At 48.1% G+C, this 16,257-nt stretch carries 19 protein-coding genes; 13 read left to right on the top strand and 6 right to left on the bottom strand.

The window, feature by feature from the left end:
• Nucleotides 1-290 precede the first annotated feature (290 nt).
• From J2S00_RS09340 to mobA, 5 genes are all read left to right on the top strand, one after another.
• On the top strand, nt 291-1,118 hold the full coding sequence (locus J2S00_RS09340) for an electron transfer flavoprotein subunit beta/FixA family protein (RefSeq protein WP_307338614.1): 828 nt from the start codon (nt 291-293) through the stop codon (nt 1,116-1,118).
• Complete coding sequence (locus tag J2S00_RS09345) at nt 1,115-2,140, top strand: electron transfer flavoprotein subunit alpha/FixB family protein (protein ID WP_307338616.1); 1,026 nt, start codon at nt 1,115-1,117, stop codon at nt 2,138-2,140. The genes J2S00_RS09340 and J2S00_RS09345 overlap by 4 nt, the downstream gene beginning before the upstream one ends.
• Nucleotides 2,133-3,431 (top strand): FAD-dependent oxidoreductase, encoded by a 1,299-nt coding sequence (locus J2S00_RS09350; protein ID WP_307338618.1) that lies wholly within the window; start codon nt 2,133-2,135, stop codon nt 3,429-3,431. Before J2S00_RS09345 ends, J2S00_RS09350 begins: the two co-directional genes overlap by 8 nt.
• Complete coding sequence (locus tag J2S00_RS09355) at nt 3,410-3,703, top strand: ferredoxin family protein (RefSeq protein WP_307338961.1); 294 nt, start codon at nt 3,410-3,412, stop codon at nt 3,701-3,703. Before J2S00_RS09350 ends, J2S00_RS09355 begins: the two co-directional genes overlap by 22 nt.
• A 131-nt stretch (nt 3,704-3,834) precedes the next feature.
• A complete protein-coding gene (gene mobA, locus J2S00_RS09360; protein ID WP_307338621.1) occupies nt 3,835-4,452 on the top strand; it encodes a molybdenum cofactor guanylyltransferase in 618 nt (205 codons plus the stop codon).
• A 111-nt stretch (nt 4,453-4,563) separates the two neighbouring features.
• Here the strand turns inward: mobA and J2S00_RS09365 are convergent, their stop codons facing one another.
• The 3 genes from J2S00_RS09365 to J2S00_RS09375 all read right to left on the bottom strand — a co-directional run bounded on the left by J2S00_RS09365 (nt 4,564) and on the right by J2S00_RS09375 (nt 7,338).
• Entirely contained in the window at nt 4,564-5,292 is a 729-nt protein-coding gene (locus tag J2S00_RS09365; protein ID WP_307338624.1) for a Crp/Fnr family transcriptional regulator, read from the bottom strand.
• A gap of 142 nt (nt 5,293-5,434) precedes the next feature.
• Nucleotides 5,435-6,694, bottom strand: coding sequence for a DNA polymerase IV (locus J2S00_RS09370; protein WP_307338627.1), 1,260 nt, complete (start codon nt 6,692-6,694; stop codon nt 5,435-5,437).
• A 200-nt stretch (nt 6,695-6,894) separates the two neighbouring features.
• Nucleotides 6,895-7,338, bottom strand: coding sequence for a DUF1885 family protein (locus J2S00_RS09375; RefSeq protein WP_307338629.1), 444 nt, complete (start codon nt 7,336-7,338; stop codon nt 6,895-6,897).
• A gap of 206 nt (nt 7,339-7,544) precedes the next feature.
• Here J2S00_RS09375 and J2S00_RS09380 point away from each other — a divergent pair, with 206 nt between their 5' ends.
• Together J2S00_RS09380 and J2S00_RS09385 are read left to right on the top strand one after the other, a co-directional pair.
• Nucleotides 7,545-7,841: a DUF3055 domain-containing protein gene (locus tag J2S00_RS09380; protein WP_307338632.1), complete on the top strand. Its 297-nt coding sequence runs from the start codon at nt 7,545-7,547 to the stop codon at nt 7,839-7,841.
• 183 nt (nt 7,842-8,024) lie between these two features.
• Nucleotides 8,025-8,153: a GapA-binding peptide SR1P gene (locus tag J2S00_RS09385; RefSeq protein ID WP_307338635.1), complete on the top strand. Its 129-nt coding sequence runs from the start codon at nt 8,025-8,027 to the stop codon at nt 8,151-8,153.
• A gap of 83 nt (nt 8,154-8,236) precedes the next feature.
• Here the strand turns inward: J2S00_RS09385 and J2S00_RS09390 are convergent, their stop codons facing one another.
• On the bottom strand, nt 8,237-9,724 hold the full coding sequence (locus tag J2S00_RS09390; RefSeq protein WP_307338638.1) for an aminotransferase class I/II-fold pyridoxal phosphate-dependent enzyme: 1,488 nt from the start codon (nt 9,722-9,724) through the stop codon (nt 8,237-8,239).
• Between the two features lie 180 nt (nt 9,725-9,904).
• Between J2S00_RS09390 and J2S00_RS09395 the strand changes: the two genes are divergently transcribed.
• Nucleotides 9,905-10,873, top strand: coding sequence for an NAD(P)H-dependent flavin oxidoreductase (locus J2S00_RS09395; RefSeq protein ID WP_307338640.1), 969 nt, complete (start codon nt 9,905-9,907; stop codon nt 10,871-10,873).
• Here J2S00_RS09395 and J2S00_RS09400 read toward each other — a convergent pair.
• On the bottom strand, nt 10,868-11,497 hold the full coding sequence (locus J2S00_RS09400; protein ID WP_307338643.1) for a YktB family protein: 630 nt from the start codon (nt 11,495-11,497) through the stop codon (nt 10,868-10,870). The two genes, J2S00_RS09395 and J2S00_RS09400, sit on opposite strands and share 6 nt — an antisense overlap.
• 216 nt (nt 11,498-11,713) lie before the next feature.
• Here J2S00_RS09400 and J2S00_RS09405 point away from each other — a divergent pair, with 216 nt between their 5' ends.
• Both J2S00_RS09405 and J2S00_RS09410 read left to right on the top strand, forming a co-directional pair.
• Nucleotides 11,714-11,932 carry a YkzI domain-containing protein gene (locus tag J2S00_RS09405; protein ID WP_307338646.1) on the top strand — a complete coding sequence of 73 codons (219 nt, stop codon included), beginning with the start codon at nt 11,714-11,716 and terminating at the stop codon, nt 11,930-11,932.
• 156 nt (nt 11,933-12,088) lie between these two features.
• Nucleotides 12,089-12,907, top strand: coding sequence for an inositol monophosphatase family protein (locus tag J2S00_RS09410; RefSeq protein WP_370875856.1), 819 nt, complete (start codon nt 12,089-12,091; stop codon nt 12,905-12,907).
• Nucleotides 12,908-12,916: 9 nt separating this feature from the next.
• Here J2S00_RS09410 and J2S00_RS09415 read toward each other — a convergent pair whose 3' ends face one another.
• Nucleotides 12,917-13,090: a DUF5325 family protein gene (locus J2S00_RS09415; protein WP_307338649.1), complete on the bottom strand. Its 174-nt coding sequence runs from the start codon at nt 13,088-13,090 to the stop codon at nt 12,917-12,919.
• 149 nt (nt 13,091-13,239) lie between these two features.
• Here J2S00_RS09415 and typA point away from each other — a divergent pair, with 149 nt between their 5' ends.
• The 3 genes from typA to J2S00_RS09430 are packed head-to-tail and all read left to right on the top strand — an operon-like array spanning nt 13,240 to nt 16,226.
• Nucleotides 13,240-15,075, top strand: a complete 1,836-nt coding sequence (gene typA, locus J2S00_RS09420) for a translational GTPase TypA (RefSeq protein ID WP_307338652.1) — start codon at nt 13,240-13,242, stop codon at nt 15,073-15,075.
• Nucleotides 15,076-15,099: 24 nt separating this feature from the next.
• Nucleotides 15,100-15,936: a deoxyribonuclease IV gene (locus J2S00_RS09425; RefSeq protein WP_307338654.1), complete on the top strand. Its 837-nt coding sequence runs from the start codon at nt 15,100-15,102 to the stop codon at nt 15,934-15,936.
• A gap of 17 nt (nt 15,937-15,953) precedes the next feature.
• Complete coding sequence (locus J2S00_RS09430) at nt 15,954-16,226, top strand: YlaH-like family protein (RefSeq protein WP_307338657.1); 273 nt, start codon at nt 15,954-15,956, stop codon at nt 16,224-16,226.
• Nucleotides 16,227-16,257 lie beyond the last annotated feature (31 nt).

The following is a 16,257-nucleotide window of genomic DNA, read 5'->3' on the forward strand; positions in this document are numbered from 1 at the left end:
TGATAAGTGAACTGCTGTGAGTGCTTGTGGTTTGTTCTGTTTCTACTTCCAGCTTACCGGAAATGAAGAGACAAAGATGTTACATATATCACCATCACTGTATTGTTCTCAGAATTGTCGATTTTTTATTTTTGACACAATTCGTGATTTATGTCACAGGCAGTTGCGGGCAGCTTTGTTAAGATGAACAATGAACAGACTTGCCCTCACTTGGCCACCCCTAGCTTGTTGAGGGGAGGTGGCCAAGAAACAAGAAATATGATCAGACAAGGAGAGGAGTGTGGTAAGAGATGCACATTGTTGTTTGTATCAAGCAGGTGCCGGACACCAAAGTGATTAAAATGAATCCCAAAACCAAAACCATTGACCGGGCCAGTGCACCTGCAATTCTGAACCCGTATGATGCCCATGCGGTGGAAGAAGCGGTCCGCCTGAAAAAGCGCTACGGAGGAACCGTTTCTGTGCTGACTATGGGCCCCCCTCCTGCGGTGAAAGCGATCAAAAAGTGTATTGAAATTGGGGCAGATGACGGCTATATGATTTCAGACCGCGCCTTTGCCGGAGCGGATACCCTGGCCACCAGTTATGCCTTGAGCAAGGCAGTGGAGAAAATCTCCACACTGAAACCCATTGACCTCATCTTATGCGGCAAAATGAGCATTGACGGGGATACCGGTCAGGTGGGACCGGGCATTGCCCGTCGGCTGGATATTCCGCCCTTGACAGCGGTGAAAAAGATTGAAGAGATTAACATCGAAAAGGGATATGCCATCGTGCACCGCAAGCTGGAAGATGGCTATGAGGTTGTTCAATCTGCTCTGCCGTGCCTGTGTGCAGTGGAAAAAGAGATTAATGACCTTTCCTATGCCCCGTTGCCCAATATGATCAAGGCGGCCCGTTACCAGCCTCACATCTGGTCGGTGAATGATTTGGAGGATGTGGACCGCAAACAACTGGGCTTAAAGGGATCGCCAACGGTGGTCGGTAAAATATGGACCCCTGAAAAACCCCAAGGGGGCACCATGTTGGAGGGGGACATACAGGAGCAGGTGCAGCAAGTTCTTGATATTGTACTGCAAAAAAGAGAATTATTCACTGAATGGGAGGGAGGGCGATGAATCTGGATACGTTTAAAGGCGTGTGGGTGTTTATCGAGCAGCGTGATCAAGAAGTCGTCCCTGTCTCGCTGGAGCTGTTGGGGGCCGGGCGGGCTTTGGCCGATAAAAGAGGGGTTGAGCTGGCCGGTATTTTAATCGGTCATCATGTGAAAGGATTAACAAACACATTGTTTGAGTATGGTGCTGACACGGTCTATGTCTATGACGATCCTATCTTCAGTGAGTACCGTACTGAACCGTATATGCAAGCTGTGGTAGAGGCCTGCCGTAAATATAAGCCGGAAATATTGCTGTACGGAGCCACCTCAACAGGGAAAGATCTGGCCAGTGCCGTGGCTACTGATCTGGCAACAGGATTGACGGCTGACTGCACCATGTTGGACGTGGATCCGGAGACTGGACTGCTTGAAGCCAGCCGTCCGGCCTTTGGGGGCAACATCATGGCCACCATTTTATGTAAAAAGCACCGTCCCCAAATGGCCACCGTGCGTCCCAAAGTGATGAAAGCCCTTGATCCACAACCGGGCAGAAGGGGGCACGTGATTGAGGAACAAATCGCTTTAAAGGAAGATGAGGTACGCACCAAAGTACTGGAAGTGGTCAGAGAGACAACCAAGAGAACCCGCTTGGACGAAGCGGATATTATTGTAGCTGGAGGAAAAGGGTTGAAGGATGCGGAAGGATTTCAGCTTTGTTACCAGCTGGCAGAGGTGCTTGGCGCTTCTGTAGGTGCCAGCCGGGATGCTGTTGAGGCCGGGTGGATTGGCCATCATCATCAAATCGGGCAGACAGGGGTGACGGTCAACCCCAAAATTTACTTTGCCATTGGTATTTCGGGGGCCATTCAGCATGTGGTGGGCATGCAAAACTCGGAATTGATCATCGCCATCAATAACGACCCCAACGCCCCCATATTTCAAACCTGTCATTACGGCATTGTCGGTGATGCTTTCGAGGTCGTACCGGCGTTGATTGCAGCCTTTAAAGAGGCTCTGCACAGAGAGGAGGTTCAACATGCCTGAAAAATTTGATTGTATCATTGTGGGGGCTGGCCCGGCTGGTGTGTCCTGTGCCTATGCGCTGGCCAAAGCGGGATTGGACGTGTTGATCATTGAGCGGGGGGAATATCCGGGAGCCAAGAACGTGATGGGCGGCGTGTTGTACCGCAAAATGCTGGACGACATCATTCCGGGCTTTTACAAGGAAGCTCCGCTGGAGAGGCCGGTGGTGGAGCAGCGCTTTATGCTGCTGGATCGGGAATCAGCTGTCACATTCAGCTATAAAGGTTTGGAATGGGGCAGGGAACCGTACAACTGTTTTACGGTACTCAGAGCCAAGTTTGACCAATGGTTTGCCCAGAAGGCGGTTGAAGCCGGGGCCTTGTTGATTAATGAAACCGTAGTGCAGGAATGTATTGTGCAGGACGGACGGGTGGTTGGTGTGCGTACCGACCGGCCCGACGGGGATGTTTACGCCGATGTGGTGGTGTTGGCTGATGGTGTCAACTCCCTGTTAGCCAAATCATTGGGATTTCACAAAGAATGGAAGCCTGATGAAGTGGCATTGGCCACCATGGAAGTACTTAAACTGGACAAAACCACTATTGAAGAGCGCTTTAATCTTGAACCGAACCAGGGTTGTACGATTGAGATTTTTGGGGATGCCACCCAAGGTATTTTGGGCACCGGTTTTGTCTACACCAACAAGGACAGCATTAATATTGGCGTTGGTGCCTTATTGTCTGGTCTGATCAAACATAAGCTGAAACCGTACGAACTGTTGGAACGGCTGAAACAGCATCCTTTGATCCGCCCCTTGATCGCGGGCAGTGAGCCCCAGGAATACCTGGCTCACCTTATTCCAGAAGGGGGCTACCGTTCCATGCCTAAATTGGTAGGGCATGGGGTACTTGTCGTAGGAGATGCGGCTCAGCTGGTCAACTCCATCCACCGGGAGGGATCCAATCTGGCTATGACCTCAGGCGTGTTAGCTGCCGAGGCGATTATCACGGCCAAAGAACTCAATGACTTTTCAGAGAATATTCTGGACAGTTACCGGATTAATCTGTTGAACAGTTTTGTAGGCCAGGACTTGAAAAAGTACAAGGCTGCCACCCATCACTTTGAACGTTTCCCGCAATACTTTGAGCAGTACATTCCCATGCTGAACAGGGCTGCCGGCCGCTTCCTGACGGTGGACGGCACACCGAAAAAAGAGAAACAGAAGCAGTTGGTCCGTCAAATGGGGACGGTTGGCGAGCGGTTTAAAATTGCGCGGGATATACTCCGCGCCTGGAAGGTGATGAAAGGGTGAACATTGAGGAGAAACAGTATCTGGTTCGTTTCAACGCGGATACGGAGTCCCACTTAAAGGTGGTCAATGCAGATATTTGTGCCATCCGCTGTCCGGATAAGCTGTGCACCATCTTTTGTCCTGCTGAAGTTTACAAATGGGAAGGGGATCGCATGCATGTGGGTTTTGAAGGGTGCCATGAATGTGGCAGCTGCCGTATTGGCTGCCCTTATGACAATATTGAGTGGCGGTATCCCAAAGGTGGATATGGCATTGTGTTCAGACTGGGCTGAGCCGGTTCCCTGCGTAAGTACAGCGTCTGATCTGTCAGCCCAGAATTTACGGATAGTGTGATCAATTTAACTGCTAATCCGTCACCAACCCGGTATAGTAGGAATTGAAAACAAGGGGGGTGACAAAGAAGATGACAGGTGTCATTCTGGCCGGTGGGCAAAACCGGAGAATGAATGGGGAAATGAAGGGGTTGTTATCATTCGGTGGGGAAAAAGTGGTCGAGAGACAGGTGCGTAAAATGAAGACCCTGTGTCATGAGGTCATTTTGGTAACCAATCACCCACGCCATTATCTCCCTGTGTTTGGCGGTGCGATTCGGATCATTACCGACTTTTTCAAACATGGGGGGGCCTTGAGTGGCATGCATGCCGCCTTCTCTTTAGCCAAATACCATGAACTTTGGGTGGTGGCTTGTGACATGCCGTTTATCTCACCTGAAGCAGCCCGCCTTATGCAACAACACCGGCAGGAAAAAGGGTGTGATGCCGTCATTCCTGTGTTAAACAATAGATTACACCCTTTTCATGCCGTTTATCATAAGTCCTGTTTACCTGTTATGACGATGATGCTCCAAAAGCAAATTGATCAGCTTGAGGATCTGCTCCACTATTTGAATTGGGCAGCGGTCACCGAATCTTTTTTTCATGACCATGGTTTGAATTTGTCCTTTGTCACTGATTTCAACACTTTTGATGAATATCATCATCTGCTGCAACTGGAAGGGATACAAGTTCACAAATCACAATAAAAGGTTACTGAGAAAAAATATGGCGACCTCAACAGGTCGCCAAAAAAATTTGTTTCTATTGTACAGTCCTTCAATGGTTGTGCAGTCTTTGCAATGGCTGAGTAAAGTTGGTTAGATACGGCATACGGTAATGGGACATTGCTCACAGTGGCAAATATCTCTTAAATAATCCATATCTTTAATGATAATATAGCCTTGTTCCTGAGCAATCACCCCTTTTTGGGTCAAATCTCGCAGCATGCGGTTGACACTTTCCCTTGTCGCTCCAATAAATTCACCCAATTCCGCATGGGTTACTTTGTGAGAGATATGCCACCCCTGTTCAGTCTGTTTGCCGTACGTATTGGCCAGGCGGATTAAAGTTGAACACAAAGCGCCTGGCTTGCCATAAAACATCAAATCTCTCACTTTAGTTTCTGTGATACGATTCATCAGGCCCATCCACTTGATAAATTCAACCGCCAGATCCCCGTGCTGCCAGAGCAACACTTCCAAATCACGAGTTTGGATGACACCGATGATACTGTCTTTGGTCACCAAGGCATTGTAACTGTGCTTTAATGTGGTAAATCCCGCTAATTCCCCGACCAGATCACCCTCTTGAAACATGTGCAAAGTAAACTCTTTTCCTTCAGCGTTTGTTTTGGTCAGCTTGACTTGCCCCTGTTTGATATAAAAAAGTTTGTCGGCTGGATCCCCTTCCCAGAAAAGATAAGAGCCAGCTTCAAACGTATGGTCATACATGATCTCCTTCAGTTTTAGAAAGTTCTGTTCGGAAAGAATGGATGTGTTTTGCCACGTCCTACGTTCTTGGGTCAAAAAGGGTTGTCCTCGCATCATCACGGCCTCCCTGTTTTCATTCCTAGTTTCATTTTAACGGAAAGAGGGGGAGGCAACGTGTGATTGTGTCACAATTGTGTGACAGCGTGCCATTTGTAAACGAAACGTCACCAAAGTGTAAAACAAATGTCATTTTTTAAGGTTATTTGTAATGCCCTCCTATTTTTTTGGCCCGGTCCCGGGCCTGGCCTGCTGCAGTAAGGGAGGCGGCACGCAAAATGGCGGCGGCCCCGTATTTATGTTTAATATGATCCATGGCTTGGCTTAAACGTTCTTTTTTCAGTGTGGTGTCAAACAAACTGAGCTGCCGGCAGTGATCAGATTCCAATCCGGACAGCGTCACGCCGGCACTGCGAATCGGTTCCCCGTCCCAATGGGTGCGAAACAGATTAAAAGCGGCTTTAAACACATCCAGTCCATAGTTGGTTTTTTGGGGCAATTTAATCTGGCGGTGAAAGCCGGTGGGAAAATCAAAGCGGGCCCCGCGCACACCCACGGAAACGGTATCACCCACATATCCTTTTAGGCGGGCCCGGCGGCCTACCTCTTCACTTAATTCCAATAAAATCACTTTGATCTGTTCTATGGTTTCATAATCCCGGGGCAGGGTCATATGATGACCGATGGCCTTTTGTTCGTCATGGGAGCGGGGAGACACAGGGGAGTGATCAATGCCGTTGGCCGTTAACCACAGCCGTTCTCCATTAATGCCCCATTTTTGGGAGAGACGCTCCACGGGGGTTTGAGCCAATTGGCCGATGGTGCGGATACCCATGCGTTCCAAGTGGCGGCTTATGCGGCTGCCCACGCCAAACAGGGCGCGGACCGGAAGAGGCCACAACGTGGTTGGCAGTGTGTCATGGCTGATCTGGGCGATACCTGCTTTGTTTTTCTTGGCAAAATTATCGCAGGCCATTTTGGCTAGCACTTTATTGGGGCCAATGCCGATGCGGACATAGACGCCTACTTCCTGCTGGATCTTGTGTTGCAAAAGGCTGGCTACATCCCAGGGTTCACCACCAAATAAATGTAAGGTGGGTGTCACATCCATAAACTGTTCGTCGATGCTGTACGGTTCAACCAGGTCAGTGAAACTTTGCAAGATGGTGGTGATCTGCACTGAGATATCAATGTACTTTTGCATATGAGGTTTGACCACAGTGACAGAGGGACATTTTTGCTGGGCTTCCCACAATGCTTCTGCTGTTTCAATCCCCCACTGTTTGGCCAGGGGGCAGGCGGCCAGGATCACCCCGCTGCGCCGCTCTGGATCTCCGGCCACCACAATCGGTTTATGCTGCAGCGAGGGATCCGCTGTTTTTTCAATGCTGGCAAAGAAAGATTGCACATCGACCAGAAAAATGACCTGCTCCCGGGACATCTTGCTACTTGCTTTGTTCATGCTGGCTATCCTCCGTTCAGCAGCGCAAAGAATAGGATGCATAACTAGAACATATGTTCTATTATATAGCAAAAAAAGAAAAAATAGAAGTGGGAAAAGGAGGGAGAGCAACACATCAGATTGGGAAAAAGGAAGCACGAAGCCCCGAAAAATGATAGTAAGGATCCGGGGCTTAAACCAATGAGGATCAGTGGGACAGGTTAGGGTTTACGGGGATAATAATACATGGTGCGTCCGTTAAATAGCTGCAACTTGGCTTGATAGGCTTTAGCCAGATATTTGCAAAACTCATTGGCTTTTGATTTATCGCCGTGGGTGGCCCCGTCCGGCAACACAACTTGGATGTAGTGTTCCTCTCTTTCCTGGCCGCTCTCTTCAACTGTGACGGTTTCTGAGCCAACGCCGACGATCATATATTTATACAGCTCAGGATTGTTGCCTTTCAGGTAAAACCATTTGCCTTTTCCCTCCGGCTTTTCCACAATGGTATAAGGAAAAGCGGCTTCCGCATAATTCCAACCAAGTTGTTGGCCGGTTTTTGACGTCATGCTTATGTAATGGTCCAATTTTTGTTTCACATCGTCTAAATCGGCTGAGGTCACGGTGGATTCCTTGACCAGACGAATATAAGCACTTTGACTCACTCGAACTCACTCCTTACGCTACCACAGAATCCAGCTCTGCTAACATCTTAGCATTCAAGGCTTGTTTACACAACAAAAATGTCTCTCGGAGCGGAGGATCAGCATGAGACCCTTCTTAAATAGACAAAATAATTTGACTATTTGAAGTGAGTCTGCTATAATTGGAATACTCTACGTGCATCTATTAAAGCAAGGAGGGGTAGCCAATGAGACATGAGCGTTTGTACGACGTTTCTGAAAATGCAAACGTTCGCTTTGTAGGGTTTGCTTCAGACCGGGCACGCTATGATTTTGGTCTCGTCTTTACCAACCAATTTTTTGGCAAGCCGCTGGTCATCTGTATGCAAACCGGTCGTTCCACATTGTTGTCTGCTGATGAGGCGGAAAATGTTGAATACCTTCAACGCACATTTAATATCTCCTCCTGTGAAGAAGCCGAACAACTATCTGTCTTTTTTCAACACGCCATTCCGCGTATGACCGTTGAACCTGAACATGAGTAGCTGGCTGTGATTCATAAGAGTCCATATATATCAGTTTAAGACAGCCGTAATTAGGCTGCCTTTTTGTGTTTTCATAGGTATTAATGCTATACAAAATGCCTATTGACAAAAATAATATATCATAATACTATAATAGTGTAACATATTTGAAGCGGTTTCAACCCGAAAATAGGAGGATGCCAAATGGGTGAAATAGTGTGCCAAACCTGTGATAAAACCATTGCACATTTTGAAGACGAAAAAGTATCTGTCTTGTATGGTGTCTGTCCTCACTGTCATGAGTGTGATGAACTGAACAAAGAAGAAAGCTAAAGTGGATGAAAAAAGGTTTGAACATAGATAGAAGAGAAGGGCTGTCCCCCGGATTGCGGGTTCAGCCCTTTTTGTTTCACTGGTTAGCGGATGGCTTGGTATTCCTTGATGACCCGCAGATAACGAAAGTCAAAGTCCTCCGGTCCCTGAACAGGAAGTCCTTTTTCTTTATTTTGTAAAATGTAGGCTAAATTGTCTTCAGTAATGATCTCCCCTGGAAGTAAAATAGGAATACCTGGGGGGTAAATCATGATAAATTCGGCAATGATACGCCCAGCAGATTGATCAAAAGGCACCAGCTCTGTATCGGCATAGAAGGCGTCCCTTGGTGACATGGCCAGGCGGGGAATATTGGGCAATTCCACTGGGAGCGGTGTCAGCAGGTCTTTTTTATGACTGGCCATAGAAGCCAGTTCACGCAAAGCATCTACCAAAGTCTGAACAGTGTATTCCGTATCACCCGGCGTGATTAAACATAAAATGTTGTACAAATCACTTAACTCCACTTCAATGTTTTTCTCTTTACGCAGCCATGTTTCCACTTCATGTCCTGTTAAGCCCAGCTCGCGGACATGGATGAGCAATTTGGTGGGGTCAAGATCATAAATGGATTCATCTTGACCGATCATCTCTTCGCCCAGGCAATACAGAAAGGGGATGGCATTAATAGCTTCACGGGCCTGATTGGCCAAGGCAATCGCCTTATCCAACATCGTTTTGCCATGTAAGACCAACTGCTTGCGGGCCACATCCAGAGACGAAAGCAAAAGATAAGAAGTTGAAGTGGTGGTCAGCATGCTTAACACCGCCTGCACACGTTTGGCTGAAACCAGCCCTTCCTTCACGTTGAGGACAGAGCTTTGGGTCATGGACCCTCCCAATTTATGCACACTGGTAGCAGCCATATCAGCACCGGCTTGCATGGCTGAGAGGGGAAGGGCGTCGTGGAAATGGATGTGCACGCCATGGGCTTCATCCACCAATACAGGAATATGATACTCATGAGCCACTTGGACGATTTCCCTTAAGTTTGCCGCTACCCCATAGTAGGTAGGGTTGATGACCAGCAGTGCTTTGGCATCAGGGTGCTGTTCCAGGGAGGTGCGGACGCTGGAGGTGGTGATCCCGTGAGAGATACCTAGACGTTTATCCATCACAGGATGGATAAACACTGGAATAGCACCAGCAAAGATAATGGCAGAGAGGACCGATTTGTGCACGTTACGAGGAACGATAATCTTCTCCCCCGGTCCGCAAACACTCATAATCATGGCCATGATCGCCCCGCTCGTGCCTTGGACCGAAAAAAAAGTTTTGTCTGCACCAAAGGCATCTGCGGCCAATGTTTGTGCTTCTTTGATGATACCTGTGGGATGGTGTAAATCATCCAGCGGGGCAATGTTGATCAGGTCAATAGAAAGGGCATTATCGCCTATGAAACGGCGGAATTCTGTATCAATGCCCATTCCCTTTTTATGGCCGGGAATATGGAACTGGACCGGATTTGCGCGGGCATGTTCAACGACACCTGAAAACAAGGGGGTTTTATGATGATCAAGTGGTTTTGTCATTGGGTTCACCTCGGTTTGCTGCGCGCTTCTGTTTAGCTGTTGGTTTAAAACAAATAGAGTATATCAAAAAGAGAACCGATTGCAAGAGGATTTATCCTGCTTATAGAAGGAGTTCCCTGTCTAATAGAGAATAAATTAAGTGACGAAATGATTGAATCTTTGCAGAAAGGAGCAGGGTATATGCACACACGGTTAACATCTTTATTGGGGATTGAACGTCCTATTATTCAGGGGGGCTTGGCTTATTTAGCTTATGCTCAACTGGCAGCAGCGGTGTCAAATGCCGGTGGTTTGGGTCAAATTACGGCCATGTCACTGCCAAGTCCGGAGCGTTTAAGAGAGGAAATACATAAAGTCCGCCGGCAAACAGATAAGCCGTTTGGGGTTAATTTTGCTATCGGCCAGCATGGGCGACCCTATGAACATATGTTGGAAGTGGCCATTGAGGAGGAGGTTCCCGTGATTACGATGACAGGCGGCAACCCGGCTCCCCTGCTGGAGCGTTTGCAAGGGACGCCGATTAAAAAGCTGGTTTTGGTGGCCAATGTGAGGCAAGCCCAAAAAGCGGAGAGCCTTGGTGCCGATGCCGTTATGGCTGTGGGACAAGAAGGAGGGGGTCACATCGGACGGGAAGATCTAGGTACTTTTGTGCTCATTCCACGGGTGGTGGAATCAGTTTCCATTCCAGTTGTGGCTAGTGGTGGCATCGGGGATGGACGAGGGTATCTGGCCGCATTCGCTTTGGGAGCGGACGGTATTGAGATGGGAACACGCTTTATTGCCACACAGGAATGTGTTCACGCCCATCAGGTTTATAAGCAGCTGGTGGTCGAGCATACCGAAGTGGATACGAGAGTGATTAAGCGGAGCCTGGGGGCACCGGGAAGAGTGGTCAAAACCCCATTGGCAGAAAAAATTTTGGCGCTTGAAGCAAAGGGGGCCACATATGAAGATTTGAAAGCTTTGATCAGCGGCGAAGCCAACCGCAAGCTTATTTACGAAGGGAAGCCAGAAGAAGGATTCGGTTGGGCCGGACAAGTGATCGGTCTCATCCATGACATCCCTACCGTACAGGAACTGTTTGAGCGCATGGAAGAAGAGGCCAAAACGTATCTGGCCCATTGCAACAAAGTGTTTAGTGATTCATAAAATATCTGAGGCAAAAGATAAGCTGTAAATAGGGATAAGGGTTTTAAACGTATCGGTGGCCAGGTTGAGAAATTTGTCCCCATCCTTCAAAACAGGGTCATTGGCATCAACGTGGCGGCCGATGAGAAACTCAGCTTTTTTTACATCCCGGAAGCGTTCAAGAGCCTGTTGCAAATCGATGTCAGCCATGGATTGGGCTTCCTTCTTGGTATGGTCCTGCGAAATGACAAAATCATCCGGGACCGTTGTTTTTATCCTGTCCATATTATCCAAAAATGTTTGAGCAATCTCTTTTTTGTTAGGCAGTTCATATATATAAGCTAACCAGATGAACACATGATCATCAAACAGCCCAACCTGAAAATGGGGATGTTTTTTGTAACCCCGCTTGTCATGGCACAAGGCCAGCCAGGTATCATTAGGCGGATTCTTAGTGCGGCGGGCATGTTTGGCAATATGTAAAAACATTTCATCCCCTACCAGTGCTGTCAGGTCGGCAGTTAAAATTTCACCGATTTCCTGAAATTTGGGTTGAATACGTTCCCGAATGGCTGCCATGCGCTCATCAAGCCCGGCAATATGAAAGGTTTCAAAGTCTTCACGGGTAAATCCTGAAAAGCCCATCGTATCACTCCTTGTCCTTTCTTTATCCTTACTATACCACTAAAAATTGTTATTGCCAAAATGGCGAAAGCATAATATTATATACTAACAAACCATTAAATTGTCAGAAAAATTAGAGTTTGTTTATGAGCAAAGTGGGGTATAAAGAAGGTGAGAAAGAATTGACGTCGTGGAGAGTGGGGACTGGTGAAAACCTTTTGAAAGGGGAGGCGTAGCATGGAACAAGTGATTCAGGCCCTGAAAAGGACAGATGCAGAGAGAAGAATTCCGGTCTTGCGAATGGAAATCGATTATGAGCTGTTGAATCTGCATGAAGCCATGCTGGCTGAAGATTTAGAGAGAATGGATGAATGTAAACGAAAGCTGTCTGAACTGCGCAAAGAAATGATGCTGTTAGAGGCGTTTCAGACACCTGTTCATAAAACGAACAGATAGAAAAATGGAGAAAATAAAAATAGGAGACGATATCATGGTACACAGGGATAAGGGTTAAAAAGCATCTCGCTGGAAAAGTGGCGAGGTGTTTTTTTGTTGTATTCTTAGTATACTTAATTTATTAGGTTAAATATAAACAGAGTGGAGGGTAAGATATTGGTAAAGGAATCATTGCAATCCATGTATGAACAAGCCAAGGAGTGGGTCTTGGAAGCAGGCGGGCAGCTGCGGGAAAGTATAAAAACGGATGTCCTTGTGGAATATAAAACATCCGTGGCAGATCTGGTCACGGAAAAAGACCGGGAAATTGAATCTTTTTTTGTCTCCAGGATCAGCCGCGCCTACCCTGCTCATCACATCCTGGGAGAAGAGGGTATCAATAAACAGAAGCTGAGCGATCCCAAACAAGGCTGGGTGTGGATTATTGATCCCATTGACGGAACCACCAATTTCGTCCACCAAAAACAAAACTTTTGTATATCAGTAGCCCTTTATGAACAAGGAGAACCAAGGCTGGGATTCATCTATGATCCCATAGCCGGGGAACTGTTTCATGCTCTGGCTGGGCAAGGGGCTTTTATGAATGAAGAGCCACTGCCTCGGTTAACGGAGACCAGAGTGGAGGAGGCCGTGATTGGCATCAACAGTTTGTGGCTGACACCAAATAAACATTTCGACTTTAAACCTATACAAGCGTTGGTCCGTGAAGTGAGGGGCACCCGTTCGGTGGGGGCGGCAGCCTTGGAGATGGCCTATGTCGCTTGCGGGCGGTTGGATGCCTATCTCTCTTTGCGCTTGTCTCCCTGGGACTTTGCTGCGGGGTTGGTCATTGCTCAGGAAGTGGGGGCGGTGACGAGCACGGTACATAATCAGCCCGTTGAAGTCTTTGAAAAATCATCTGTGTTGGTCGCCCGCCCTGGGTTGCATCAGGTCATCACCGACACTTACTTACACTCTTCTTCTCCCCGCAGGTAACGGGACGCTTTAGTTTGTCCAGCGCTTTTTAATGATAAAGCCACTGCCAATCACAACCATGGAAGTGAGCAAGGCCATTAAAGCGGAGATTAATTGCCGTTCAGCAAGGAAGATGCCGGTCAGGACAAACAGGGCCACTGCTGTAAAGGCAATAAGTAAAAACAGCATTTGACTCGTTTTCATTATCATTTCCGCCTTTCCCAATCTGTCTTAGGCTTGTGCAAAACCCAGCCCTATTATATCATTGTATAGATGATTGTAACTAACTTAGATCATGATGATGTTAAGAAAAGAGAGCGAGCATCTTGCGCTGATTAGAAGGGGAAGACAAGATGAATGTCAGAACAGACAGGCGGAATATTGCCATCATTGCCCATGTCGACCATGGGAAAACCACATTGGTTGATCAATTGCTGAAACAATCAGGTGCCTTTAAGGCCCATGAGCAGATAGAAGAGCGCGTCTTGGACTCCAATGATTTGGAGCGGGAAAGAGGGATCACCATCCTGGCCAAGAACACTGCCATCCAATATGGGGATTATGTGATCAATATTCTGGATACCCCCGGTCATGCCGATTTCAGCGGTGAAGTGGAGCGCATTTTGAAAATGGTGGATGGGGTGCTCCTTGTTGTCGATGCTGTGGAAGGATGTATGCCTCAAACCCGTTTTGTGCTCAAAAAAGCCCTGGAGAATAAACTGGCTCCGGTTGTGGTTGTCAACAAAATTGACCGTGAGCAGGCCCGCCCTCTGGAAGTGGTCGATGAGGTACTGGACCTGTTTATTGATTTAGGCGCTGACGAGAATCAGCTTGACTTTCCAGTGGTGTACACGTCGGCCCTGGCTGGGACATCCAGTTTGGACCCTGCCAGTCAGGGTGAAGATATGCAGGCTTTGTTTGAAGCCATCATCGAGCATATTCCGGGACCACAAGTTGAGCTGGACAAGCCCTTGCAGTGCCAGGTGACCATGCTTGATTATAACGATTATCTGGGCAGGATCGCCATCGGACGCATTTACCGGGGCGCTTTGTCAGTCAATGAACCAGTCGCCGTAGTCAAACGGGACGGACAAGTTCAGCGGGCACGGATTACCAAATTGTTTGGCTTCTTGGGACTGAAACGGGTGGAAATAGAAACGGCCCAGGCCGGAGACATTGTGGCTATTGCCGGGCTGGAAGACATTAATGTAGGTGAAACAGTGTGTGCCCCTGACCACCCTGACCCTCTCCCTCTGTTAGATATTGAGGAACCGACCTTGAAAATGACCTTCTTGGTCAATAACAGTCCCTTTGCCGGCCGGGAAGGCAAACATGTGACTGGAAGCAAGCTTAGGGAGAGACTGATGCGGGAATTGGAGACTGATGTCAGTTTAAGGGTGGAAGATACCGACAATCCCGAAGCCTTTATTGTTTCGGGGCGTGGAGAATTACATTTGTCCATCTTAATCGAAAATATGCGCCGGGAAGGGTACGAATTTCAGGTGTCTAAACCTGAGGTGATTACCAGAGAAGTGGATGGGGTGGAAATGGAGCCTTTCGAGCGTCTCATTGCTGATCTGCCCGAAGAGTATATGGGCCCTGTCATGGAAGCCTTGGGCCGGCGCAAGGGTGAAATGCTGAACATGTCGCACACCAGTCCCGGACATGTCCGTCTTGAGTTCCGGGTGCCCTCCCGGGGCTTAATCGGCTACCGGACCGAATTTCTGACCCAAACCCGGGGCTATGGTATCATGACTCATTCTTTTGAGAAATATCAGCCTCTGATTAAAGCCCAGCTGGGCGGACGCCGCTTTGGTGCCCTGATTGCCCATGAGACAGGCAAAGCCACAACCTATGGTTTATTGCATGTGGAAGACAGGGGCGTGCTGTTTATCACACCGGGAGTTGAGGTGTATGAAGGCATGATCGTCGGCGAACATTCGCGGGAAAATGATCTGGTGGTTAATGTCTGCAAGGAGAAGCATGTGACCAACATGCGTTCCGCCACCAAAGAGGAGACGGTCAAGCTGAAGGCCCACCGGCAGCTCAGTTTGGAGGAAGCTCTGCAATTTTTGAATGAAGATGAGTACTGTGAAGTGACACCTGCTTCCATCCGGCTACGCAAAAAGTACTTAAAGAAATGGGAGCGGGAAAGGGCGGAAAAAGAAAAGCGCTTCAAACACAGTTGATACTGAACAAAGGAGCGGAGAGTAATGAAAATTGGTTGTCATATCAGCATTGGCAAAGGATTGCTCAAAGCAGCGGAAAAAGCGACTGAACTGGGTGCGGCCTCGTTTCAGGTGTTTACCAAAAACCCCAGGGGGCTGCGTCCCAAAAAAATCAACGAAAAGGATGCCCAGTGCGGACGGGAATATTGTGCCGAACATGATATTGAAGTGGTGTGTCACACGCCATATATCACCAACTTGTCCACCCCCAAAGCCGATTTGCAGGAAGTGACCATCCGTTCCATACTGGAGGACCTGCACATTGCCGAGGCCTATGGTTCTAAGGGGGCAGTGGTGCACTGCGGCAAGCACGTGGGTGAAGGAGAGGAATACGGCAAACAACGAATGATTGAAACTTTAAATCTGATCTTGAAACAATACGACGGCCCGACCAAATTATTGCTGGAAAACACCGCCGGGCAGGGATCTGAACTTGGGCAGGAGATCAAAACCCTGGTGGAATTGCGCGAAGCGACTGATTATCCGCAGAAAATTGGCTTCTGCTTTGACACCTGCCATGCTTTTGCAGCGGGAATCTGGGATCAAGAGACCTTTACCGGCCTCGTTGACGAGATGGAGCAGAGTGGCTATCTTGAGCATCTCTACTGCATTCATTTTAATGACAGCAAAGCCCCTTACGCCAGCCGCAAAGACCGCCATGAGAAGATCGGTCAAGGGGAGATTGGCTCCGAAGCACTGGCGTTGTTTCTGAAGGAAGCACGATTTGAACATCTGCCGGTGATTTTGGAGACACCCGTTGAGGATGAGAGAGAGTATGGGGACGAGATTGAATACTTGCATCAGTTAAAATCGAACGCCTGAGTGAGGGAGTTATCGTCATGATTGCCAATTATATTTACGAGCTGACGGATCCGCCTTTGGCCTTTTTTCTGCTGTATGCGGTGATCGTAATCCTGATGGCCATGGCCTATAAGCTGGGATTTGCCCGCAAACTGCCTGTCTTGAAACAGGCCATCGTCTACCTGATTCTAGCCTTGGGCTGTCTCATTCTGGCTTTTATGGGCTATGTGATTCCCATTGCTGATATTTTGGTCATTACGGTGATCGTTTTGGCCATTGTCCGCTACAGAATGACACGGTACAATGACTGACCGGAAAACTTGGTCCGAGTAAACTGATTCG

It is taken from the genome of Caldalkalibacillus uzonensis (assembly GCF_030814135.1).
Taxonomy (GTDB): domain Bacteria; phylum Bacillota; class Bacilli; order Caldalkalibacillales; family Caldalkalibacillaceae; genus Caldalkalibacillus; species Caldalkalibacillus uzonensis.

What these genes read in the sequence shown, in the direction of transcription:
- J2S00_RS09340 (WP_307338614.1), top strand. Translation starts at nt 291, where the DNA reads ATGCACATTGTTGTTTGTATCAAGCAGGTGCCGGACACCAAAGTGATT.
- J2S00_RS09345 (WP_307338616.1), top strand. Translation starts at nt 1,115, where the DNA reads ATGAATCTGGATACGTTTAAAGGCGTGTGGGTGTTTATCGAGCAGCGT.
- J2S00_RS09350 (WP_307338618.1), top strand. Translation starts at nt 2,133, where the DNA reads ATGCCTGAAAAATTTGATTGTATCATTGTGGGGGCTGGCCCGGCTGGT.
- mobA (WP_307338621.1), top strand. Translation starts at nt 3,835, where the DNA reads ATGACAGGTGTCATTCTGGCCGGTGGGCAAAACCGGAGAATGAATGGG.
- J2S00_RS09365 (WP_307338624.1), bottom strand. Translation starts at nt 5,292, where the DNA reads ATGATGCGAGGACAACCCTTTTTGACCCAAGAACGTAGGACGTGGCAA.
- J2S00_RS09370 (WP_307338627.1), bottom strand. Translation starts at nt 6,694, where the DNA reads ATGAACAAAGCAAGTAGCAAGATGTCCCGGGAGCAGGTCATTTTTCTG.
- J2S00_RS09380 (WP_307338632.1), top strand. Translation starts at nt 7,545, where the DNA reads ATGAGACATGAGCGTTTGTACGACGTTTCTGAAAATGCAAACGTTCGC.
- J2S00_RS09385 (WP_307338635.1), top strand. Translation starts at nt 8,025, where the DNA reads ATGGGTGAAATAGTGTGCCAAACCTGTGATAAAACCATTGCACATTTT.
- J2S00_RS09390 (WP_307338638.1), bottom strand. Translation starts at nt 9,724, where the DNA reads ATGACAAAACCACTTGATCATCATAAAACCCCCTTGTTTTCAGGTGTC.
- J2S00_RS09395 (WP_307338640.1), top strand. Translation starts at nt 9,905, where the DNA reads ATGCACACACGGTTAACATCTTTATTGGGGATTGAACGTCCTATTATT.
- J2S00_RS09400 (WP_307338643.1), bottom strand. Translation starts at nt 11,497, where the DNA reads ATGGGCTTTTCAGGATTTACCCGTGAAGACTTTGAAACCTTTCATATT.
- J2S00_RS09405 (WP_307338646.1), top strand. Translation starts at nt 11,714, where the DNA reads ATGGAACAAGTGATTCAGGCCCTGAAAAGGACAGATGCAGAGAGAAGA.
- J2S00_RS09415 (WP_307338649.1), bottom strand. Translation starts at nt 13,090, where the DNA reads ATGAAAACGAGTCAAATGCTGTTTTTACTTATTGCCTTTACAGCAGTG.
- typA (WP_307338652.1), top strand. Translation starts at nt 13,240, where the DNA reads ATGAATGTCAGAACAGACAGGCGGAATATTGCCATCATTGCCCATGTC.
- J2S00_RS09425 (WP_307338654.1), top strand. Translation starts at nt 15,100, where the DNA reads ATGAAAATTGGTTGTCATATCAGCATTGGCAAAGGATTGCTCAAAGCA.
- J2S00_RS09430 (WP_307338657.1), top strand. Translation starts at nt 15,954, where the DNA reads ATGATTGCCAATTATATTTACGAGCTGACGGATCCGCCTTTGGCCTTT.